The following is a 23314-nucleotide window of genomic DNA, read 5'->3' as shown; positions in this document are numbered from 1 at the left end:
CTTATTAGACTGCTAAAAGATGGGGCCTTATGGCCCCATTTTGCTAATCAGCGCGTCAGGTAACAACGAACAAACTCTGTAATGGCCACTAAGTCGGCGACTGCAATAAACTCATTGGTCGTGTGCACTTTCGACATGCCCGTCGATAGATTAACCGTCTTCAAACCTTTCTCATTAAAGATATTGGCATCAGAGCCGCCACCGGTAGGCTTAGTGACAGCGTCAACTCCCATGGCTTCAAAGGCGGCTTTAATCTCAACGACATGACTGTCATCATCTGCAATATGGTAGGCATTGTAGGAGCGATTTGAAGTTATCTCGATACCTGCGCCATGCTTTTCTGCCGCCGCTTCAAAGGTAGACACCATGTGGTTTACTTGCTTGGCTAGCTTGTCGTCATTGAGTGAACGAGCTTCCGCTTCAATATACAGCTCAGGCATCACAATATTGGTCGCCTGACCGCCTTGCACCACACCAATATTGGCGGTGGTTTCATCATCGATACGACTCAGCTGCATCTGACTGATCGCGTCCGCTGCAACAGTTAGCGCATTAATGCCTGCTTCAGGCTCAAGCCCTGCATGTGCAGGCCTACCTTCGATGGTGATCTTCAAGCTTTGCTGACCAGGCGCTGTAGTGATAATGGTACCTATCGGTCCACCTGAATCGAGCACAATAGCTTGCTTAGACTCAATTTTATCCATATCGAAATGCTTAGCGCCATGCATGCCACGCTCTTCATACACCGTAAAGGCAACCTCAATGGTCTTATGCGCTTCACCGCTCTCTAAAATGCTACGTACAGCTTCCATAACTGCCGCAATGCCAGATTTATCATCCCCGCCTAATATGGTATCGCCTTTAGCACGGATAATGCCGTTTTCAATGATAGGCTCAATACCATTACCTGGAGTGACCGTATCCATATGACTGCTGAAAACAATACTTCCCGCGAGTTTACCTTGCAGCTTAGCGTAGATATTAAAGCCATTGGTAATAGTGCCTGGCACACTAAGTTGAGTAACTTCAAAGCCAAGTTGGCCGAGTTGTTCCACTAACGTTTGGGCAACCGCTTTTTCATTACCTGACTCACTGTCGATCTTTACCAGCGAGAAAAAATGCTCAACGAGCCTTTGTTGATTAATACTTGTCATCTGCATGCGACTTCTTTGTGTGAGAATAGACAAGAATCATAAACCCAAGCGAGAACAAGAGAGATGGGTTACATCAAAGAAGTGCTCGAATAGCCTTCATTTTGACCTGCTGAGCGTTTCTCTAAACAAAAGCCCCTACTGTTAGGGAAAGATCTATAAAAATCTCCATTTAATCGACAGATAAAACAAGCAACTTTCACTCCCAAAACCACTATATAAAACTCACTCTTAAACATCGAAATCACACCGCGATATGCATCACTTATTTATCCATAGACTTAAAAATATAAACCACACGCTAAGCATTAATGATGATTTGTTTACCTATGGATTTGTTAATACTTAGCAGCCAGCTTATCAAGACCAAACGTTCAATTTAAACCTGTACACTCATAACAAAACAAACATAGGTACAGCCAAAACCAACCAGACTAATAAAATAATAAAGATAAGCACTGTTAATATAATTATTACAGAATAGCCAATCAGTCCGTAATAAATACCCACAAAGAAATAGTGGTTACCAACACATCTTTCGACCCCATTTAAAATGAAAACACTCAAAAATTGATAAATCTAAGCGCATCGAAAACTTAAAATAAACTTAAAAATAGCCATAAACAAGCTTAACCCAACATAAATCAAAACTTAATCATTTATTCAATTAGATTAAATATGCATCAAACCAAAAAATAAAACACAGCTAAAACAATGACATACAAAAACACCTCGATATTTCCGATGAATGATAAAGCAATATCCGAGTATACAGTAACTAGCTCTTTGCTCTTAACTATCAAAGTCATTGACGACAATGAATAACAATGGAAATATAAATCCTAAGTAGGAATGAATACTTAATGTATTACTGCTAGGCTCTATATACAGATAAAAACAGTAACATAGACTGTTAAAATGCGCGCAAGATAAAAAATGTGAACACGTCAAGGTTCATTAAGTAGCAGTACAGAAATTCAGATATAAATCTTTTCTGAGAATATATAAATTTCTGCGTTCTATGCATTTATGACACTCGAATTACTACACACTCGATTAAGTCAACATATAAACAAGGAGTTTACATGATGTGCAGACAGCTATTAGTGCTATTAACACTGACATTCACTTTATCTTTTTCGGTATTTGCAGCCCCAAATGGTCCCACAGATGAGGAGCAAGCGGTACTTGACTCTTGTATGTCACTTAAAAATGCCACTGAAGGATATTCAGACAACGCCTGTGTTTACTACATTCAAGGATTTCTTGCAGGTTCTTTATCCACAAAGTCCAATTATGTAGTGCGTGAAACCTCAGGAGAGTTTTTTGATAGAGCCTACCAAACACGAGTAGGGAAAAAGACTTCGAAAGAGCAACCCACGCAATTATGCCTGCCTCAAAATGAAGATGTTAAACACTTGGCAGAACGCCTGGTTGGACACTTGTCATATCCAATCGAGTCGATGCCATTACTACATACCCAAATATTCGGGGCGCTTGAAGTCGAATCTTCATGCTTATAGAGCACAGCGAACCATAGACAACACGTAACACACAGCCAAGTGTTGCCCTTTAACCCACCCAATGAGCACATTGGTTATGGTGAAAATTGACCATGAAAGACAATAAACCATTAGACGAAAGACCAGCTGATAAAAAAGCTAAATATTCACCGAGCCATACCCTCTACCTATGTTTGAGTCTGGTTCTTTTTTGGTGGATAAACTCTAACTACAGCAACCTACTTCTCCTGTCGTTGGGGGCTGCATCTATCCTGCTGGTGCTTTTTATCGCGCACCGCATGGATGTGATTGACCATGAGTCTCAGCCCACACATCTTTCACTGAAGCTACCAAGCTACCTGCTTTGGCTCACCAAAGAGATCATTGTTTCTAACATCTCAGTGGTCAAACATATCTGGCTGGGTAACACGAGTATCTCCCCCACACTCGTCACAATAGATACCAGTCAGAAAACAGATCTCGGTAAGGTTATTTACGCCAACTCCATCACCTTAACGCCAGGCACTGTTGCTGTAGACATCGTCGATGATCGTATGACCATACACGCCTTGATCAAAGAAAATATCGATACCTTAAAAGCTGGCGAGATGGATCGCCGAGTCACTGAATTGGAAACCAGATGTTAACTGCAGCCACAATAGCCATTCTTGTTGTCATGCTCCTCGCGATCACTCGCTGTGTCGTGGGGCCAACCCTATACGATCGAATCTTAGCATTTAATATGTTCGGTACTAAAACGGTCCTGCTGATCTCGATATTAGGCTTTTTGATGGGACGGCCTGAATTTCTCGACATCGCCTTGGTATATGCCCTAATTAACTTCATCAGTGTTATCGGGGTATTGCGATATTCAGACTCAAATGAGTTCAAACATCCACCTCAAAAACACCCATCCACGAAAGAGGATAAATAATGAATCTCATACTCGAGATAGCCAGTGGCTTGTGTTTGCTGCTCGGCTCTTTTCTGTGCCTCTCAGGTGGTGTCGGTATTTTACGTTTCCCCGATTTCTTTACCCGTATGCACGCAGTTGGCGTCACTGACACCTTAGGTGCGGGGATGATTCTTATTGGACTAATGCTACAAAATCCTGCAGGTTTAGTACTACTTAAGCTGATGATGATCTTGCTATTCACCCTATTTATCAACCCAACAGCAAGCCATGCACTGGCCAAAGCCGCACTGCGTAACAATGTGCAGCCAATGCTTGACGACTCAATCAACCAGGGAGGGGACAAGTCATCGAAACTTTAGTTGATGTCGTTCTATTAAGCTTTCTCGTCGTGATCGCTATTGCCATTGTGCGAACCAAAGATCTATTGGCCGTCGTTATGCTAACTGGGATATACGGCTTACTGTCCGCAAGCTTCTTTGTGGTACTCGATGCAGTAGATGTGGCCTTTACCGAGGCGGCAGTCGGCGCGGGTATTTCAGGCTTGCTCATGCTAACAGCTATCACCATGACAGGACGTAGCGAGGCGCCAAAACGTCATAAACCCCTGCTTGCCTTACTGGTTGTCTTTATCACAGGTGGCATGCTTATCTACGGCACCTTAGATATGCCCTACTTTGGCAGCTTCGATGCCCCCGTTCATCAGCATGTCGCTCCGCGCTACATAAACGACTCTATGCAGGAGGTCGGTGTACCTAACATTGTCACCTCAGTACTGGCGAGCTACCGTGCCTTTGACACCTTAGGTGAGGTTGCCGTTATCTTTACTGCTGGTATTGGTGTGCTATCACTACTGTCACTGCCTCGACGCCGCAAGTCTCATCAAGAAGATGAAAACGGAGAAAAGATCAAAAAAGATGAGATGCATGAGCAGCATATGGTGCTACGCATTGTTAGCAAAATACTGATCCCCTTTATCCTTTTATTTGCACTCTATGTGCAATTTCATGGCGACTTTGGCCCTGGTGGTGGATTTCAGGCGGGGGTGATTTTTGCCGCAGCAATTATTCTCTATGCCATGTTATATGGCCTAGACACCGCAAGACGTGTCTTTAATCAAACGGTTGTTCAACTGGTCGCCGCTATCGGCTTATTGCTCTACGCCAGCGTGGGAGTGGTCTCACTCATTAACGGCGGTAATTTCTTAGATTACAACGTACTCGCTGACGATCCCGTTGCTGGCCAGCATTTAGGCATTTTGATTATCGAACTGGGCGTGGGCCTTACCGTTGCCGCTGTGATGATCATTATCTTTTTCAATTTTTCAGGCCGCAGAGAAGCACAACAGCAGACTAGTCAACAGGGCACCCCTGAACTAAAAAGCACTAAACAGAACAATGGCGAGGTGGAGTGATGATACTAGGACTCTATAACTACTGGATCGTAGTCCTACTGATGATGATAGGTTTCTATATCGTTATCGCCCATGGCAACTTGATCAAAAAACTGGTTGGCTTAACGATTTTTCAGACCTCGGTTTTTATCTTTTACATCAGCTTGGGCAATGTCGATAGCGGTAGCGCGCCAATCTTGGCAGAAGGCGTGGCACGCTACTCTAACCCGCTTCCCCATGTGCTTATTCTCACCGCGATTGTGGTTGGCATTGCAACAACAGCACTCGGCCTGGCCTTAGTCGTAAGAATCAAAGAGTCATACGGCTCTATCGAGGAGGATGAGATTCAAATTCAAGATCAGCTCACTGAGGATAAAACATCGTGCTAGCCCATCTGCCTATTTTACAAGTTATTGTGCCGCTGATGGCAGCGCCTTTATGCTGGTTCCTAAATCGCTCTAAGCTAGTCTGGCTATTCGCCCTGCTGGTGAGCGCTTTTACCTGCCTCAATAGCATACTTTTACTCCAACAGGTGATGAGCTCTGGCACCATTATCTATCAGCTTGGCGGGTGGGATGCCCCTTGGGGGATTGAATATCGCATCGATGAGCTCAACGCTCTGCTACTGCTGATCATCTCATCCATAGGGACAGTCGTCCTCTTTGCAGCCAATACCAGCCTTCAAAAAGAGCTGCCAAAAGAACGACACACACTCTTTTATAGCCTGTATCTACTGTCAATTACCGGCATGTTCGGCATTGTCTGCACCGGTGATGTGTTCAACGTATTTGTATTTTTAGAGATCTCCTCACTGTCAGCCTACGCCCTCATTGCACTGGGTAAAGATAGACGCGCGCTTTGGGCCGCCTATCAATATCTAATCATGGGCACCATAGGTGCGACCTTTATTCTGATCGGCATTGGCTTGCTGTACCAGATGACAGGTACTTTGAATATGGCCGATCTCGCAGACCGACTGGCAGAGGTTAACCAAACCCGCACCGTATTTGCCGCATTTGCCTTCTTAATCGTCGGTGTCTGTTTAAAGCTAGCCTTGTTCCCACTGCACCTGTGGTTACCCAATGCTTATGCCTATGCGCCTTCAATCGTAACTGCTTTCCTCGCTGCTACAGCAACAAAGGTTGCCGTTTATCTATTGATACGTTTCACCTATACGGTATTTGGCATCGAGTTTTCCTTCTCAACCTTGCCGCTACAGAACATATTTATCACCCTGGGTCTGGTCGGGGTTTTCGCAGCCTCAACGGCAGCAATATACAAAACCAATGTTAAACATATCTTCGCCTATTCGAGCATCGCTCAAGTTGGCTACATGATCATTGGTTATGCCATCAACACCACCACAGGGCTTATGGCTACTTTGCTCCATCTGTTTAATCACGCCCTGATGAAAGGCGCGCTGTTTTTAGCATTAGGCGCTGTGATGTACCGCATAGGCAGTGTACAGCTAAGTCAGTTCCAAGGCCTTGGTAGGCAGATGCCCATCACGATGGCAGCCATAGTTGTGGGTGGCTTGAGTTTGATTGGCGTACCGTTAACCGTGGGCTTTGTCAGTAAGTGGTACCTGCTTGTCGCCGCCATTGAGGAGGGAATGTGGCCCGTGGCAGTACTGATATTACTGGGTTCACTATTGGCAGTCGTTTATATATGGCGCATCGTTGAAACGGCCTACTTCAAGCCGCCATTGCCGGGTCGCGAAGCGGTGCAGGAAGCACCTTGGACCTTCCTCGCCCCAGTTTGGGCGCTCGTACTGGCCAATATCTATTTTGGTATCGATACCCGTCTTAGTGTGCAGGTAGCACAGGCGGCTTCTCAAAGCTTGTTTGGAATCAACCCATGAATCTATCTTTGGAGCTGTTACTGCAGCTAACCATTATTTTGCCTTTGCTTGCCACCTTGGCGATCTTGGCAACGGGAAAATATCCCAACCTGCGTGAGGCTGTCACCATATCCATCAGCCTTGCCGTTCTCTTTTGCGTTGTGAACCTCTATCAAGGCCTCACTGCTGGTGCCTCTATCGAGGTATTTTGGTGGCAACTGCTGCCAGGCCTTGAAGTCAGCTTCGTGGTTGAGCCGTTAGGCATGCTATTCGCCCTTATTGCTAGCTTCCTTTGGCTTATCACCACCCTTTATGCCATCGGCTATATGCGCGGTCACGGCGAGGAGAATCAAACCCGCTTCTACCTCTGCTTCGCCTTAGCCATAAGTGCAGTGATGGGGCTGGCATTCTCCGCCAACCTGTTCACCCTATTTATCTTCTATGAAGTGTTAACCCTATCCACTTACCCGTTAGTGACCCATGCAGGCACAGAAAAAGCCAAGCAGGGAGGACGCGTATACTTAGGTATCTTGCTCGGCACCTCTATCGCCTTCTTCCTGTTAGCGATTATCTTGACCTGGTTTGTCGCTGGCACCTTAGACTTCACCGCAGGTGGCGTGTTTGGCGATAACGTTGATACCAGCGTCGCCGGGGCAATATTGGTACTGTTTGTGTTTGGTATCGGTAAAGCTGCCATCATGCCGTTCCATCGCTGGCTGCCTGCCGCTATGGTCGCACCAACGCCAGTGAGCGCCCTGTTGCATGCCGTAGCCGTTGTTAAGGCAGGGGTGTTCACCATATTAAAGGTCTGCGTGTTTATCTTTGGTATTGAGTTACTGCCCACGCTTCCGACAACTGAATTCCTGCTCTATTTAGCCGGTGCATCGGTACTGCTTGCCTCAATCGTGGCCATGCGTCAGGACAACCTAAAAGCGCGCCTTGCCTACTCTACCGTCAGCCAGCTTGGCTATATCACCATAGGGGCGCTACTCGCTAGCTCATCTGGGGTTATCGGTAGCTCGATGCACATTGCGACCCATGCGTTTGGCAAAATCACCTTGTTCTTCTGTGCTGGCGCTATCTTGGTCGCGACACATAAGTCGAAAGTCAGCGAAATGCGCGGATTAGGCTTTACGATGCCAATCACCATGGCGGCCTTCTTTATCGCAAGTTTAAGCATTATTGGTGTGCCACCTACAGGCGGTACTTGGAGTAAGTGGTTCCTACTGATGGGCACCATAGAGACAGGCTACTTTGTCATTATGATGGTATTGATGGTGAGCTCACTGCTCAACATCGCTTACCTATTGCCTATCCCCTATCATGCGTTTTTCCCTGGCAAGGACCACCCAGCGGCAAAGACTGGCATTAAAGAAGCGCCGCTTGCGTCACTCATCGCGCTCTCTATCACCACCTTAGGCTGCCTTATCTTATTCATCTATCCGCAACCTCTCTATGAGTTGGCCAAAACCATCTTAACTGTGCCGGGAGTCAGCCATGGACACTAACCAGAGCGATAACAATAAAAGTAACCAGGATGACAAGCAGTACCTGTTTGACAACCCCAAAAATACCCAGCGGGTTTTATATATCTTGTATGCCTGCTGTGCGCTGCTTGTGGTGCTTGATTTTGTCATCCACCGCCATATTTATCACAGCTGGGAAAACCTGCCAGCCTTCTACCCCATCTATGGCTTTGTCGGCTGTGTGGTCTTAGTGTTCGTCGCTCGCTGGATGCGTACCTTTCTGATGCGCTCAGAGGATTATTACGACGGGCCCGATGACGCTCATGAACAAGAGCATTTAGAAAAAGTCATTGAAGAAAATAGTGATGACAACGCCCACCAGGGTGCCAACAATCAGACTGAAAACAAAAAAATAGGTGATCACGATGTGGATGCTTGAGTTACCGCCCTTTACCCTGTTCTTTATAGGCGGGCTTATTGCTGCAATGACCAGTGGCAAACTACGCGGTGCGATAATGGTGGCCATTCCAGTCATTAGCGCAATGCACTTGTGGACTGTGCCTGAAGGCATTCATCTGCAGCTGACGTTTTTAGATTATGAGCTGGTACCTTACCGCGCTGACAAACTGAGCTTGATGTTTGGCTATGTATTTCATATCGCCGCCTTCATCTCAATTATCTACTCACTGCATGTTAAAGATACCGTACAGCAAGTAGCTGCCATGCTCTATGCAGGTAGTGCGCTAGGCGCAGTATTTGCCGGCGATCTACTCACCCTATTTGTATTCTGGGAGCTACTGGCATTTACCTCAGTATTTTTAATCTGGGCGCGCAGAACCACTCGCGCTTATCATGCAGGTATGCGCTATCTGATCATTCAGGTGTTATCGGGGGTCATCTTACTGGTCGGCGCGCTATTTTATGCCGCTGAAACGGGCTCACTGGCCTTTGGTAATATCGGCTTAGAGGGCGTTGCTGGCTGGCTGATATTTATCGCCTTTGGTATCAAATGTGCTTTCCCATTTGCCCATACTTGGCTCACCGATGCCTACCCGGAAGCCACGCCAACAGGGACTGTACTTCTCAGTGCATTTACCACTAAGGTGGCCGTTTATGCTCTAGCCCGTGCCTACCCAGGTACTGAGCTGTTAGTTTACATTGGCGCAGCGATGACCTGCTTCCCAATCTTCTTTGCAGTGATCGAAAACGATCTCCGCCGCGTACTGGCCTATAGCTTGATAAACCAGGTTGGCTTTATGGTGGTTGGTATTGGTATCGGTACTGCACTGGCCATCAACGGCGCCATTGCGCATGCGTTTAACGATGTGATCTTTAAAGGCCTGCTGTTTATGAGCATGGGCGCAGTACTGCATATGACCGGCAGGATGAACGGCTCAGACTTGGGCGGCCTGTATAAGACCATGCCCAAGACCACGATACTCTGTATTGTTGGTGCGGCCTCTATCTCAGCCTTCCCGCTGTTCAGTGGTTTTGTCAGTAAGTCGATGGTGATGTCAGCGGCCCTTGAGAACGGGTTTGACTGGATCTGGTTGATGCTACTGTTCGCCTCTGCGGGTGTGTTCCACCATGCTGGAATTAAGATCCCTTACTTCGCCTTCTTTGCCCACGATTCGGGCCTACGAGCGAGCGATCCGCCACGCAATATGTTGTTCGCTATGTTTATCGCAGCCAGCCTTTGTATCGCCATCGGTATTTACCCAGCGGCGCTATACTCGCTGCTACCATACGATACGGGTTACAACCCTTATGATGCGACTCACGTGTTAGCCCAAACTCAGTTACTGCTGTTCTCAGCCTTAGCCTTTGTTTGGTTAAACTTGAAAAACATGTATCCGCCAGAGCTGCGCTCAACCAACTTAGATGTGGATTGGATCTACAGGCGTGCCATCCCCAATGTGCTGCAAAAGGTGTTTACAGTCATTTGGCAGGCAGACGGCGCAATGCGCAACGCTGTGACCAGTAGACTCAGCCAGTTCCAAACCTTTATTGCCAGCAAGCATAAAGGCCTAGGCGGCCTGCTATCAGGCTCATACCCTTCAGGGAATATGGTGCTCTGGGTCGGTGTATTGCTAGCGTCATACCTGTTTATGGTGTTTATTGGTAAGATCACGGGATAGGGGTTTAGCTAAAGCTTTGAGAAGAGAGCTTAGGGCTTAGGCTTAGAGCTAAAGAAAGTAGTTGAAGTGGCGGCTTGCATCGGGAGATGTGAGTCGCTTTTTTTGTGGGTAAGAATTAGGTTGAAGCACTAACAGGAAAAGCAATGAGAAAAACTAGCGAGGAAGATTAAGCCAGTAATAATGACCTCAACTTAATCTAACTATGACGCCATTTATTTTTATAGTTCTCGAACAACACAAGTAATTTCTTTGTCTTTGCTCCAGAGATAAGAAAAGCCACTAGTCAGCATTAATTCAATTTTTCCATTGATAATAAGGTAGCGATCATGAGAACGAGAGAATCTATTAAATTCTTCTTGAGTTGTGTCGCATTTCTCAACTTTCCATTTGTCGTTAGCTACACAGCTATCTCGTACAAATTGACCATTACTTCTATCACCATTCTCAATATACTGAATAATGATATCTTTATCAGGAAGGAAGTTAAATAATTGTTTGTTACCCTCTTCGCCTGAGAAGTATTTATCATGAATTAGGATCGTATCAGCCTCCTGTAAAAGACAGTTTAGATAATCCTTTAGTGGTTGCCTTTCCTCATCATGTAGACAAGATAAAGTGTAATTGCGCTTTATGTATTTTTTTTTAAGATTAAAATATGGAGGGCTATTTTCTCCATCAGATATAGTCACTATTAATTTAAATAACGTTTCCTTTGATAATTCCTCTAAAGATAAGTTTTTCTGGTCATCAAGGGTAAGAAGCATTGGGAACAAATCATCATATACTTCATCTGGTAAGTTATGGCCATCTTTGCAACGCTGAACTTGGGCAGCATTAGTTAGAATGTCTAACTCAAGATTCCCCATTAACAAATCATAAGCTTTTCTTTCTTTTGCTTTTAGAGGGCACGGAACCGATGCTTTCTTGTAAATGCTAAATAACTTATCGGAAAGCACGACTTTGTAGCTTGATCTAGTCATCACAATTCCTATCGTAAGCTTAGTAAAGCATCGACACTAGTATCAAAGAATCCTTTAGGGAAACTGATACGATTTTCTTCTTGATCACAATAATGTCCATTGATATCTAAATATAAGGTATCAAAAGGCTTTTGAGTTGCAGATTTATAATGAATAATTACATCTTCGCACTCAATAGTTTCATTTTTAACTTCCGTCCTGATTTTTTGTATCAAATGCTCACTATGCGTTTCTATAATTAGTTGAATGCCACTGCTAGCAATAAAGGATAAGAAGCTTCCTAACTGAGCTTGTGATTTAGGATGAAGGTGAATTTCAGGGTTTTCAATAATAACTAAATCACCTTTTTTAGCCATAAAACAAAGGATTACCACTTTAGCTAGATAGCTAATGCCAGCCCCAAGATTCTGAGGAGATAGTTCTCCGAGTCCATCACTATTAAACAAAACTTTTATCTGTTCACTGTTTATTTTTTCAGTTTTTAATTCTAGTTTTGAGTCAGTTATTTCACTAAGCCACTGGCTAACCTGATAACCAATAGTGCTGGATTCAGAAAACTTAACCAACTTTTTTGGTAACGCTTTATTTTTAATTTGATCATAAGTAGAGAAAATATGTTCCCCCAACAAGCCGACTTTAAAGTCACCTATTTCAGAAATAGTTTGAGGGCCTAACCTTGTTGCGTTAAGATAAAATAGTTCAGAACAATTTGAGACAACCTCTTCTGGCTCATAAACATAAGCTAAAGGCATTTCTGCCGGATCAAACTCGCCAGTTTCTAAGAGGCTTTCAGTCATCTTAAGACCTCCACGAAATATAACATTATCATCCCTATCTTTTCTTGTTTGTAATGAAAGGTGCTCTAACACTTCACTATTGAGTTCTAGTTTGATATTAATTTCGGATTTATTCGTATATCTATTTCGAGTATCTCTTGGAGACATATAGGCAGATACAGCTTTATTCAATGTTATACGATTTACAGGTATAGAAAATCTTAACAGTAATAAAATTGCTTGAATTACTGTGGATTTTCCAGTCGAATTCACACCAGTAAGGATTGTCAGTGGAGCTATTTTTAAGTTTTCTTCATCAATACTTTTAAAGTTTTTGATAGATAGCGTCTTAAGCATGATTGATTCTCTGAATTACCTGTTGAGCAAGATTAAATCGTTCTGTTACATGAGTTGTAGTATCAATAGATCCAGCGAGCAAATCCATTTGATCGATCTCAACCTTTTGTTGCTTGATAACCTGCTTTATCTCTTGATGGTTCGTCTTGGAAACATCTATATAGCAGAAAATGAAAACCAACATTTCAAACAACCCCATATTAACCGGCCGTTTATTACCACTTGGTTTTGGCGCAAAGCGTAAGCCACTTTCACCAAGAATTATTGCCGTATTTCTCATTCCTAGCAAACAAACACTTCTCATATGCTCAACTAACTCAGTAGGAGCTTGATGATTGATAAACTTCATGACAGATGCTAAGAAACCATCAATATCTGAACGATAATGAATATTCGGCAATTGGTTAGTAAAATAGAGGTAAAAAGCAATAAATCTTAATACCAGATACCGATCACGCATACGGTTGGACTTAACCCCAAACCCTGTTGCACTCTTAAACTCTTCACTCTCCGACAGTTCTTGTAAAAGAGTCGTGGCTCTCCCCTGATAGAGTGCATGTCGCATTTCTTGCTTATTTAGATTCACCCCTCCGCGGTTAACTCTTTCAAACAGGTTAAATTTAACCGACTCTGGTGTTGGGGGTTGAATGACATAAGTCTGCAATTGATAATCTTCCAGCTTTGCCTGTAACAATGTTGGAATCTGATCAAATTTCTGGCCCTTTAAGCTAGGTAGCATTGAGAGTTCAGAAAGTGTAAAGCGGTTATTTATAAACTCTTTTAACGCTGTGATTCGTTGCTTACCATCAACAATTTGACGAATACCATTTTCGTCTTCAAACAGATAAATCAATGGTATTGGAATTCCCATTAAAATGGATTCTATCAACTCAGATTTGTGTTTTTTATCCCAAACATCAATGCGTTGAAAGTTAGGAGCTAAAACTAATAACCCTTTACTTTCCTTACGAAGCAGCTCATATACACTCGATTGTTCTTTGGCGATTCGAATTTGAGTTTCAGTCCCCATTGGGTGAGGATGAGCCGCTAATTCCAGCTCTTCTTGATCTTCAAGTTCAATAGGATCGTCAATCTGTTCTGTCATGATTTTCTCTTGGTATTTCGAGATTTAGCATTTTAGCATTTTAGTTAGTGCTTGTATCTATTATACCCATACTCTAAAAAGAGAAAAAAAAGAGACAGGACAGCAAAAAAAGAGACAGGACATATATGGTCACCTCGGGTTTAGCAAGGTAAGTGTCAATTTTTGACTTAAATCCTTTAGTTTTTTCCAATAGTTCACCTTTCACAACAGGATATCAGCCATTAATGGTTCGCGGTCTTGCGACATATATCCGGCGTCACAGCTTAGCTGAGCGCCCTAATGAGATCCAAATTGACGTCTTATCCTCCTAGGCAGCCATATGACCTCGAAGGCCACGGTCCCGTACAGGTTTTGGATAAGACAAACCGTTTAACTCATTAATACCATTACCACTGTTGAGCTTTTACTCGTTTCAATTACTCATTCTGTTACACGTTAAAATAAACTAATTATGCCGCTTTCACTGCAGAGCCTTCGCAGGCCTTGCTCACATCAAACGCTTGCTGCTTACTCATCACTACCCAAACGATACGCGCCAGCTTGTTTGCCAGTGCTACTGTGACTTTGCAGATGTGAGCGCGTAGCTTGAGCTGTTGCAACCACAGGTTCAGCGGATCGTCTTTGTTCGCGCACCATGTGAGTACAGTCCTCGCACCGTGGATAAGTAGCCGACGCAGGGTTTGATTACCTCGCTTGGTTATTTTACCCAAGCGATTCATATTACCACTGCTATATTGCGATGGAGTTAGCCCTAGCCACGCAGCTAACTGCCGACCAAAAGAGACAGGACAGCCATATCTTTTGTCCTTTCTCTCATCCTCTACTAGGCTTTGAGTTAACTCACCTCAGTTTTATTTAGGATAACGATTATGACTTCAGCTCGAAGAACCTTAATCGACCCAGAATCGACTCCCTTCTACCACATCATAAATCGTTGTGTCAGAAGAGCATTTCTCTGTGGAGAGCAAGAGACAGGACAGCCATATCTTTTGTCCTTTCTCTCATCCTCTACTAGGCTTTGAGTTAACTCACCTCTGTTTTATTTAGAGAAGAGACAGGACAGCCATACCTTTTGTCCTTTCTCTCATCCTCTACTAGGCTTTGAGTTAACTCACCTCAGTTTTATTTAGGATAACGATTATGACTTCAGCTCGAAGAACCTTAATCGACCCAGAATCGACTCCCTTCTACCACATCATAAATCGTTGTGTCAGAAGAGCATTTCTCTGTGGAGAGGATGAGCTCACAGGTAAAAGCTTTGAACATCGACGCGGCTGGATTGTCGATAAAGTTAAAGCACTTTCAACTATCTTCTGTATCGATATTTGTGCTTATGCTGTCATGAATAATCACTATCACTTGGTTCTTAAAATCGATACTAACAAGGCTAAATCATTAAGTAACAAAGAGGTTATTAGCCGATGGAGCAAAATCACTAAAGGGCATGCTGTAGCAACCAAATATATGAATGGCGAGTCATTAATTGAAGGGGAACGTTTGTTACTTGATGGATTACTGGCTGAGTGGCATGAACGCCTATCGAGTATCTCTTGGTTTATGCGGTGTCTCAATGAAGAGATAGCACGCCGGGCTAATCGTGAAGATGAGTGTAAGGGGGCTTTTTGGGAGGGGCGCTTTAAATCACAGGCCTTACTTGATGAGCAAGCACTGCTTGCATGTATGATGTATGTTGACCTGAACCCTATCAGAGCAGGTATAGCTGACACACTTCAATCCTCTGACTTCACCTCCATTCAAGAGCGTATTGCTGAGTTGAATTCACTTGATACTAACGCCACTAACCCCCCTCTCCCCAACACTCAAGCTAACTCCCGCCAACCCACTGGTTTGGAATCCAAGCTTGTTGATAACTCATTAAAAACACTCTCTAAATTTGACGGTTCAATCCATCTTGCGACTCAATCAGGGGTCCCATTTCACTTTTGTGACTACTTAGAGCTTATTGACTGGACTGGCAGAGCGATTAGACATGATAAAAGAGGCTTCATTGATTCAACACAGCCTAAACTACTTAGTGAACTTGGTATTGCACCCGATGCTTGGATAACGTCAGCCAAAGAATTTCGTCGTCAATATAGTGGGATTAGCGGCCGTTGGGACGCTATGTGTGAGTTCAAAAAGCAGCATAACAGTGGCAAATGGTGCAAAGGAAAAGCTTGTAGTAATGCGCTTCATCCGTCGCCTTAAAGTTTAGTAGGGTCAGAGTCTGACCCTACTTACACCTTAATTTAAACCTGAGATTAATGCAGGAATACCAGGTAACAAACCGACTAACGCCATGACACCGGTTAATACTACAAACATAATACTGGGCAAGATCCAGCGATTCATCTTGGTCAAATTTGCACTACGGTCTTTACAGCCAATCAAGCCCAAATTATCAAGCAACATGGTCAGCGACCAGCCAAATGCAGGGTTTACCAGTACCGATGAGAACACCACAATAGCTGCCGACTGTGTGGTTTTGCCTTCTCTGGTCATCTCCATGCCCGCTTCAAGTAACGGAATAAACACGCCAACAACTAACGCCACACAAAGTACGGGTTCCCATATGGCTAAATCCATTGGATAACCCCATAACGCAGCAATAATACAAAATAGCGCCGTGACTAACGCGCCAGCAGGAATAGGACGCTTAGCGATAGCCGCAGGTACGATATAAGTCCCCCAAGATGAAGTGAAGTTAGCGCCCCCAAGCAGTGACCCAAATGTTTGGCGAATCGAGGCACTTGTCATGGTGTCGTCAATGTTCATTTGTACTTTTTCAGTACGTTCAGGGTAATTGATTTTTTGAAAAACTTTATGGCCTAAAAAGTCTGGCGACCACATTGCCACGGCTAAAATAGCAAACGGTAGTACGACCACAAAACTCTCTAACGTGGGTAAACCTAGCATCCAACCTGTATTATCACCCCACCAATACATAGGGTTCATGTTTGGTAAGCCAGGACCTGTTTGAAACTCAAAAGGTGCCCCCATAGCAAAAGCTATTATGCCGCCGAGAGAGCAACTTAAGGGGATCGCTAACCAACGTTTACGCCAATGTTCAAGCAGTGCATATAAAATTATCGTACAAAAAATAACGACAAAAGCGATGTGCGCCATGCCGATATCATTCGCCCATTTAAACAACTTATCAACCTGTGAAGCCGTACCAACAAAGCCAAGGTACAAGAGGAGTCCGCCGCAAACCCCTTTGCTGGTCAGGTTTGCCAGCATGCTGCCGCCTTTACTGACCGCTAAAATTAACCCCAATGCTCCAATAAGCAACCCAAACGCCATCGGGTGACCACCTGCCGCAACCACAATAGGAATAATCGGAATGAGTGGGCCGTGGGTACCCGCTAGGTTTGCTGTTGGTAATAAAAAACCTGAAAATAAAATAATAAAGAATGCAGCAATAATTAATTCATAACGCACATTTTCTAATATAAAACTTTCTTCAAGTCCGAGCGATGTGGCAAAAGTTGTTGCTATCGCGCCCACCATCACCACTTTACCAATCGTCGCAGCCATGGCAGGAATGGTGTCTTCTAGTTCAAATCGATAGTCTTTAAAGGGCCAATTAGGACGCCAGCGTTTGGGGTCCATGATTTGTAATTCGTGTTCTAAATATTCTTCTCGGGAATTAAAGGTCGAACTGGATTTATGTTGTTGCTGGTAATTCAGCCCGTCTTTATTTGTTGGAGGTTCACTTTTTTGCTCATGTACGGATTCAGAATTACTGCTCATATCATTCCTATTGTCACTCACTACAAAGCACTACGTCGTATAAATTAGGGGTACCTTATCCGAAGTTTGTAGGCATAGCGATCAATAAACAGCATTTCAGACTAAGACATTAGTCGTAGGTAAATATAAATTTACAGATATAAAATCAATAACTTGTAAGTAACATTGGATGTTCACCCCATGAGGTTAGGCGGATTTTTCGTGAGGTTTTATAGGTTGCGTAGTGAGTAACAGAATAAGATAAGTGAGAAGAGAACCTTAGCCCACTTACATAAACGGCTAAACGGTCAGCTCATTTTCGTTGATGAAATAAGTGGGGGGCAGAGTAAGCTTTTTACTTCCCCCTCTAATCCAAACTAACTAAACCATGCTTCAACCCAACTGCATTAGCCACTGCAGTCAATCTGGCTTTTATCCCCTGCTCAATACCAACGCCGCCCTGAACTAAATCATCAACCGCAATAAAAGCTATCGTGGTCAAGTTGCTGCTTTCAAAGTGGTACGCATAACCGACTCCTAGAGTCCAACCTTCAGCGCTCAGACCTTGTGTTTTTTCTTCTAATGACCTAACCAGAGTAAAATCGAAATTGAGGACAAGGTTTTCATTACTGTACCAATCCGCTTTTAGCGCCTGAAAATTGATCCACATCTCTAGCTGGGTTAACAGAGGTTTGAGTGAATGAGAGAACTGCCCATCGGCCGCTATGGTAATAGGCAGCGCTTGCTGTAACGCTTCTATTGATTGTGCTTTTTCTGTTGGCATAGGTAATGTCCTTTATCATGGGCGGTCTTTACTATAAGAGAGCTTTCATGAGCGCTGGTTCATGAGGCATTCTGCTGATAAGTCAGATGGTAAGCGTAATTTTGCTATCTAACCTTCCCAGATGCAACCAGCGCACTGGCTGTACACAATAAAGCAGTAAACAATAAGGCAGTACAGCCACTGTTATCTACTCAGAGAGTCAGTAATAGGTGATAGCACTGCAGTACCTTACTCCTCCACTAACTCAGTGAAAGCATCGGCCAGCCACATTAACGCTGGCCCCCGAGCCTTTTGTTTTGCCATCACACGGTCAATCGGTACTCGCCAAGGCTTATGGTCAAAGCTTAAGTTCATTCGCACCATGTCGCCCTGGCGCTCATATCGCTTTGCCATATGACTAGGAATATAGCCCCAGCCTAGCCCCTCCTTTACCATATCATTAATGGCATTGAAGCTATTGCCCCACCAGATATGTGAAGATATGGTCGGAAAATGCGGTAGAGGCTGATCTTCTAGACCACGAATCAATAGCTGACGGTGCACAATTAAGTCTGCGGCTGTGACGTTATCGACCTTGGCCATAGGGTGATTTGGGCTCACAACCCCATTAAACGGCAGACTGCCTACATAACACAGGTCCACCTCCTGCGGAAAACCACTGTTAGCAAACATTAACCCTAAGTCCGCTCGCCCACTATGCACTAAGCTCAATACGTCCGGTGTTGCGACAGCATATAGCTCTAAGATGGTTGCAGGGAAGTGTGATGCAAAGGTATCTAGCAGATTTGTTACCATAGGAAGTAATGCATCATCCACCGCTATTTTTATCTGTGTTTCATGGGATAAGTTAAGTGCGTCGGCAACAGAGTCTAGCTCACGGGTTTGCTGCAAAATAGCCTGCGCAAACGGTAACAGTCTCTCACCTTGAGGGGTTAACGAAGGTTTGCGAGTAGTACGATCAAATAAAGTGGTATCGAGATCAATTTCAAGATTGGCACTTCCCTGACTGACTGCCGATTGCACCTTTCCCAACTGACGAGCACAAGCCGAAAATGAGCCTGATTGCGCCGCTTCAACAAACATTCTCAGCTGTTCTAGATTATACATATCACTTTTCCTGATAGTAACTAACTATCTTCTTACTCATTTAATGATGATTATAGCAAGCAAGAACGACCGAACAACCCAGAAGAGATCTATCATGAAAACAAAAGAACGTATTTTACACAGTGTGCTGTTTGAAGCGATTGCCTTAGTATTTGTCATCGTCGCCGCGACACTTTTTACCGATGCAGGCGCAAAATCGGCAACAGGTTTGGCTGTCGGCCTCTCTTTAATAGCCATGTGCTGGAACTATGTTTATAACCTAGGTTTTGATCGTGTCTATGGCACGAACCGCATTGAACGTTCAGTTAAAATGCGTTTAGGCCACGGGCTTGGTTTTGAGTTGGGTATGATATTTGCCACATTACCCTTGATGATGTGGGTACTGCAGCTAGATTTCTGGACAGTATTTATCATGGATATCGGCGTAGTCATTTTCTTTTTAGTCTATGCGATTGTCTTCAACTGGTGTTACGACGTTATCCGTGCCCGTCTGTTTACTCACCAAGCAGGCAACGGTAAGGTTAATCAGGGCTCAAGCCCTCAACAAGTTAGCTAACGGCTTTTAAGCCTGCTTCTAAACTTGAGTGTAGACACTGTTATCTCCTTGGTATTCGTGTAAGCCATAGCAGAGTCTGCACATCGTCCGCCTCAGGTAATAGCTCATTCAAAGCTGTAAGCTCAAACATCAACCCGCGAGCGCAATGACCCCCCCAAAAAAATAACGCCCAATAAAAAACGAACCCGAAGGTTCGTTTTTTATAATCAATCAGATGAAGTCAACGACTCCATAATTGCGTCGCTGGCTAAATGACGTTACTGCCGACGGTAACTCACTATTACGAGAATAGAAGCCGATGGTTTTCGCCGCGTCATCTCACCTATAAAAAAACGAACTCAAAGGTTCGTTTTTTATAATCAATCAGATGAAGTCAACGACTCCATAATTGCGTCGCTGGCGACGATAAGACAATGAAGTTTGACGTTTTCGCCGCGGAGTTGACTCCAGTCAATGAGCAGCGAAAACGTTAAACAGAGGCAGTATTATCAAGCCTAAGCAGCAATTATTCGTAATCAGCGATTGGTACACACGCACAGAACAAATTGCGATCACCAAACACATCATCGATACGATTAACCGTTGGCCAGAACTTATTAAGCTTAACCGCCGATGTTGGGAACACTGCTGTTTCACGGCTGTATGGACGTGAGTCAAACTCAGGATCCATGATGTCAGCTAGCGTATGCGGTGCATTGTGTAGCGGGTTGTTGTCCGCTGGCCACTCGCCTGACTCGACGCGAGCTGCTTCGCCGCGAATTGAGATCATCGCTTCGATAAATCTATCTAGCTCTACTTTTGATTCAGATTCTGTCGGCTCAATCATCAGCGTGCCTGCAACAGGGAAGCTCATGGTTGGCGCGTGGAAACCGTAATCGTTAAGACGCTTAGCGATATCCATTTCAGTCACACCTGAAGTTTCCTTCAGAGGGCGCAGGTCGATGATGCACTCGTGTGCAACACGGTCATTACGGCCAGTGTAAAGAATTGGATAATGCTCAGCCAGTTTCTTCATCATGTAGTTGGCGTTAAGCAGTGCCATCTGAGTCGACTCTTTAAGCCCTTGCTTACCGAGTAACTTGATGTACATCCAAGTAATAGCCAAGATGCTTGCGCTACCGTATGGCGCTGCTGAAACCGCACCATTGTTGTCAGACTCAAGCCCATGTTTCACGACTGTGTGACCCGATAGGAATGGCGCAAGGTGCTTTTTAACACCGATTGGGCCCATACCTGGTCCGCCGCCACCGTGTGGAATCGCGAAGGTCTTGTGCAAGTTAAGGTGTGATACATCGGCACCGATAGACCCTGGTGATGTCAATGCAACCTGAGCGTTCATGTTGGCACCATCAAGGTAAACCTGACCGCCGTGCTGATGGATAACTTCACAGATCTCACCAATCGTCTCTTCGTACACGCCGTGAGTCGATGGGTAAGTCACCATGATGCAAGACAGGTTATCGGCAACTTCAGCAGCCTTTGCCTTCAGGTCTTCCATATCGATGTTACCCTCTTTATCACAAGCGGTAACAACGATCTTCATGCCAGCAAGCTGAGCTGAAGCTGGGTTTGTACCGTGAGCTGATTGAGGAATTAGACAGATATTTCTGTGCGCATCGCCACGAGATTCGTGGTACTGCTTAATTGCTAGCAGGCCAGCATACTCGCCCTGTGCACCAGAGTTTGGCTGCAGTGAAACCGCATCGTAACCTGTGATATCCACAAGCCACTCAGACAGCTCATTTACTAGCTGCGCGTAACCTTGTGCTTGGTCTTGTGGGCAAAATGGGTGCATATTGCCAAACTCAGCCCAGCTTACCGGCATCATCTCAGTTGCCGCGTTAAGCTTCATGGTACATGAGCCTAAAGAGATCATTGAGTGGTTAAGCGCTAAATCTTTGTTTTCGAGACGCTTGATGTAACGCATCATCTCGGTTTCGCTGTGATAGCTGTTGAACGTTGGATGAGTCAGAATCGCATCCGTTCGGATAAGCGCTGCTGGAATTGACTGACTGCCAGCAGCAACGATTTGTGCATCTAGCGCTTCAACATCAAGTCCATGACCTTCGCCTAGGATGATATCAAACAGCTGAGCTACATCGTCACGAGTCGTTGTTTCAGCAAAGCTAGCACCGATAATGCCATCACTGTCTATACGTAAGTTAACGCCTTGGGCTTCTGCACGAGTCTTGATAGCAGCAGCGTCTAGACCTTTAATCGATACGGTATCGAACCAAGTGCTGTTGACTAGCTCTACGCCTTTGGCTGTTAGACCAGCACCAAGAATATCGGCTAAGCGGTTGATGCGCTCTGCGATAACTTTAAGACCTTGTGGGCCATGGAACACAGCGTAGAAAGAAGCCATGTTCGCTAGCAGTACCTGCGCAGTACAGATGTTTGAGTTAGCTTTTTCGCGGCGGATATGTTGCTCACGAGTCTGCATCGCCATACGTAGGGCACGGTTACCGCGCGTATCTTGTGATACACCGATAATACGGCCTGGCAGTGAACGCTTGTGAGCGTCACGAGAAACGAAGAATGCAGCGTGTGGACCACCAAAGCCCATAGGAACACCAAATCGCTGAGCACTACCAAATACCACATCGGCGCCCATTGAACCTGGAGATTTCAGCATAACAAGCGACATGATGTCAGCTGCAACTGAAACAACTGCTTTCTTAGCGTGAAGGGCTGCGAACAACTCAGTGTGATCGCTTATCTCACCGTACTTGTTGGTGTACTGAAATAACGCACCAAATAGTTCGTAGTTAACCGCATCAGATGCAGGTCCTACAACCACTTCAAAACCAAAACACTCGGCGCGAGTTTTAATCACATCCAATGTCTGTGGGAATACATCGTCAGCAACGAAGAAGATATTGGCTTTCTTAGCTTTAGAAACACGCTTAGCTAGTGCCATCGCTTCTGCTGCAGCTGTCGCTTCGTCAAGCAGTGACGCAGACGCTAAGTCTAGACCGGTTAGGTCCATAGATAGCTGCTGGAAGTTAAGAATAGCTTCAAGACGGCCTTGGGCAATCTCTGGCTGATATGGAGTATAAGCTGTGTACCAGCCTGGGTTTTCAAACACATTACGCAAGATAACAGACGGTACTTCAGTACCGTAGTAACCCATACCTATGTAGCTCTTAAATACCTTGTTCTTATCCGCTATTTGGCGAATATAAGCCAAACCTTCGGCTTCGCTAACACTGTCGCCAACGGCAACATCACGGTTAAGAAGAATCGACTCAGGGACAATCTGATTAGTCAGATCGTCTAATGATTCTGCGCCAACAAAGTTCAACATCTCTTGACGTTGCTCGCTATCAGGGCCGATGTGGCGGCCGATAAAACGGTCGTGTTGCTCAAGCGTAGTGAGGGTTTCAGTGGTCATGATAAACCTAATTCCATATTTGCCAGTATCTGCCTGTAGGAGGCTAACTACCGGTCTTATACCAATTGGTATTATTGTTTTTAGTCGTTAAAACGAACAAAGCCCCAACCGATGATGAGT

The 23314-nt window shown here is 44.6% G+C and carries 20 protein-coding genes and 1 pseudogene; 12 read left to right on the top strand and 9 right to left on the bottom strand.

Annotated elements, in window-relative coordinates; translation table 11 throughout:
• Positions 1–47 precede the first annotated feature (47 nt).
• Positions 48–1160 carry a M20/M25/M40 family metallo-hydrolase gene (locus BM736_RS07390; protein WP_256717754.1) on the bottom strand — a complete coding sequence of 371 codons (1113 nt, stop codon included), beginning with the start codon at positions 1158–1160 and terminating at the stop codon, positions 48–50.
• A 1076-nt stretch (positions 1161–2236) separates the two neighbouring features.
• Here BM736_RS07390 and BM736_RS07385 point away from each other — a divergent pair.
• The 10 genes from BM736_RS07385 to BM736_RS07340 all read left to right on the top strand — a co-directional run bounded on the left by BM736_RS07385 (position 2237) and on the right by BM736_RS07340 (position 10403).
• Entirely contained in the window at positions 2237–2674 is a 438-nt protein-coding gene (locus BM736_RS07385) for a hypothetical protein (RefSeq protein ID WP_076410440.1), read from the top strand.
• A gap of 92 nt (positions 2675–2766) precedes the next feature.
• Positions 2767–3300 (top strand): Na+/H+ antiporter subunit E, encoded by a 534-nt coding sequence (locus BM736_RS07380; RefSeq protein WP_076410438.1) that lies wholly within the window; start codon positions 2767–2769, stop codon positions 3298–3300.
• On the top strand, positions 3294–3587 hold the full coding sequence (locus BM736_RS07375; protein WP_076410436.1) for a monovalent cation/H+ antiporter complex subunit F: 294 nt from the start codon (positions 3294–3296) through the stop codon (positions 3585–3587). Before BM736_RS07380 ends, BM736_RS07375 begins: the two co-directional genes overlap by 7 nt.
• Entirely contained in the window at positions 3587–3928 is a 342-nt protein-coding gene (mnhG, locus tag BM736_RS07370; RefSeq protein ID WP_076410434.1) for a monovalent cation/H(+) antiporter subunit G, read from the top strand. Before BM736_RS07375 ends, mnhG begins: the two co-directional genes overlap by 1 nt.
• 29 nt (positions 3929–3957) lie before the next feature.
• On the top strand, positions 3958–4980 hold the full coding sequence (locus BM736_RS07365) for a Na(+)/H(+) antiporter subunit B (protein WP_256717753.1): 1023 nt from the start codon (positions 3958–3960) through the stop codon (positions 4978–4980).
• Complete coding sequence (locus BM736_RS07360) at positions 4980–5348, top strand: cation:proton antiporter subunit C (RefSeq protein ID WP_076410431.1); 369 nt, start codon at positions 4980–4982, stop codon at positions 5346–5348. The genes BM736_RS07365 and BM736_RS07360 overlap by 1 nt, the downstream gene beginning before the upstream one ends.
• Positions 5342–6820 carry a monovalent cation/H+ antiporter subunit D family protein gene (locus tag BM736_RS07355; RefSeq protein WP_076410430.1) on the top strand — a complete coding sequence of 493 codons (1479 nt, stop codon included), beginning with the start codon at positions 5342–5344 and terminating at the stop codon, positions 6818–6820. The genes BM736_RS07360 and BM736_RS07355 overlap by 7 nt, the downstream gene beginning before the upstream one ends.
• Positions 6817–8307 carry a monovalent cation/H+ antiporter subunit D family protein gene (locus tag BM736_RS07350; protein ID WP_076410428.1) on the top strand — a complete coding sequence of 497 codons (1491 nt, stop codon included), beginning with the start codon at positions 6817–6819 and terminating at the stop codon, positions 8305–8307. The genes BM736_RS07355 and BM736_RS07350 overlap by 4 nt, the downstream gene beginning before the upstream one ends.
• A complete protein-coding gene (locus BM736_RS07345) occupies positions 8297–8704 on the top strand; it encodes a hypothetical protein (RefSeq protein ID WP_076410426.1) in 408 nt (135 codons plus the stop codon). Before BM736_RS07350 ends, BM736_RS07345 begins: the two co-directional genes overlap by 11 nt.
• The gene (locus BM736_RS07340) at positions 8691–10403 is read left to right on the top strand and encodes a Na(+)/H(+) antiporter subunit D (protein ID WP_076410424.1); all 1713 of its coding nucleotides are present in this window, start codon (positions 8691–8693) and stop codon (positions 10401–10403) included. The genes BM736_RS07345 and BM736_RS07340 overlap by 14 nt, the downstream gene beginning before the upstream one ends.
• Positions 10404–10621: 218 nt before the next feature.
• Here BM736_RS07340 and BM736_RS07335 read toward each other — a convergent pair whose 3' ends face one another.
• The 4 genes and pseudogenes from BM736_RS07335 to BM736_RS07320 all read right to left on the bottom strand — a co-directional run.
• Positions 10622–11383, bottom strand: coding sequence for a hypothetical protein (locus BM736_RS07335; protein WP_076410422.1), 762 nt, complete (start codon positions 11381–11383; stop codon positions 10622–10624).
• Between the two features lie 8 nt (positions 11384–11391).
• Positions 11392–12516 (bottom strand): AAA family ATPase, encoded by a 1125-nt coding sequence (locus BM736_RS07330; protein ID WP_076410420.1) that lies wholly within the window; start codon positions 12514–12516, stop codon positions 11392–11394.
• Positions 12509–13621 carry a DUF262 domain-containing protein gene (locus BM736_RS07325; RefSeq protein WP_076410418.1) on the bottom strand — a complete coding sequence of 371 codons (1113 nt, stop codon included), beginning with the start codon at positions 13619–13621 and terminating at the stop codon, positions 12509–12511. Before BM736_RS07325 ends, BM736_RS07330 begins: the two co-directional genes overlap by 8 nt.
• 449 nt (positions 13622–14070) lie before the next feature.
• Positions 14071–14397 (bottom strand): annotated as a pseudogene (locus tag BM736_RS07320) (transposase); the annotation flags it as partial.
• A gap of 364 nt (positions 14398–14761) precedes the next feature.
• On the opposite strand from BM736_RS07320, the gene BM736_RS07315 reads away from it, so the two are divergent.
• On the top strand, positions 14762–15829 hold the full coding sequence (locus tag BM736_RS07315; protein WP_076410416.1) for a transposase: 1068 nt from the start codon (positions 14762–14764) through the stop codon (positions 15827–15829).
• A gap of 36 nt (positions 15830–15865) precedes the next feature.
• Here BM736_RS07315 and BM736_RS07310 read toward each other — a convergent pair whose 3' ends face one another.
• From BM736_RS07310 to BM736_RS07300, 3 genes are all read right to left on the bottom strand, one after another.
• Positions 15866–17374, bottom strand: a complete 1509-nt coding sequence (locus BM736_RS07310) for a DUF3360 family protein (RefSeq protein WP_076410414.1) — start codon at positions 17372–17374, stop codon at positions 15866–15868.
• Positions 17375–17720: 346 nt separating this feature from the next.
• The gene (locus tag BM736_RS07305) at positions 17721–18137 is read right to left on the bottom strand and encodes a hypothetical protein (protein ID WP_076410412.1); all 417 of its coding nucleotides are present in this window, start codon (positions 18135–18137) and stop codon (positions 17721–17723) included.
• 228 nt (positions 18138–18365) lie between these two features.
• Positions 18366–19244: a LysR family transcriptional regulator gene (locus tag BM736_RS07300; RefSeq protein WP_076410410.1), complete on the bottom strand. Its 879-nt coding sequence runs from the start codon at positions 19242–19244 to the stop codon at positions 18366–18368.
• A 94-nt stretch (positions 19245–19338) separates the two neighbouring features.
• Between BM736_RS07300 and BM736_RS07295 the strand changes: the two genes are divergently transcribed.
• The gene (locus BM736_RS07295) at positions 19339–19800 is read left to right on the top strand and encodes a PACE efflux transporter (protein WP_076410408.1); all 462 of its coding nucleotides are present in this window, start codon (positions 19339–19341) and stop codon (positions 19798–19800) included.
• Positions 19801–20305: 505 nt separating this feature from the next.
• Here the strand turns inward: BM736_RS07295 and gcvP are convergent.
• On the bottom strand, positions 20306–23194 hold the full coding sequence (gcvP, locus tag BM736_RS07290) for an aminomethyl-transferring glycine dehydrogenase (RefSeq protein WP_076410406.1): 2889 nt from the start codon (positions 23192–23194) through the stop codon (positions 20306–20308).
• Between the last annotated feature and the right edge of the window lie 120 nt (positions 23195–23314).

This window comes from Shewanella sp. UCD-KL12 (assembly GCF_001957125.1).
Lineage (GTDB): Bacteria > Pseudomonadota > Gammaproteobacteria > Enterobacterales > Shewanellaceae > Shewanella.
This window is presented reverse-complemented; position numbering and strand designations above follow the sequence as displayed.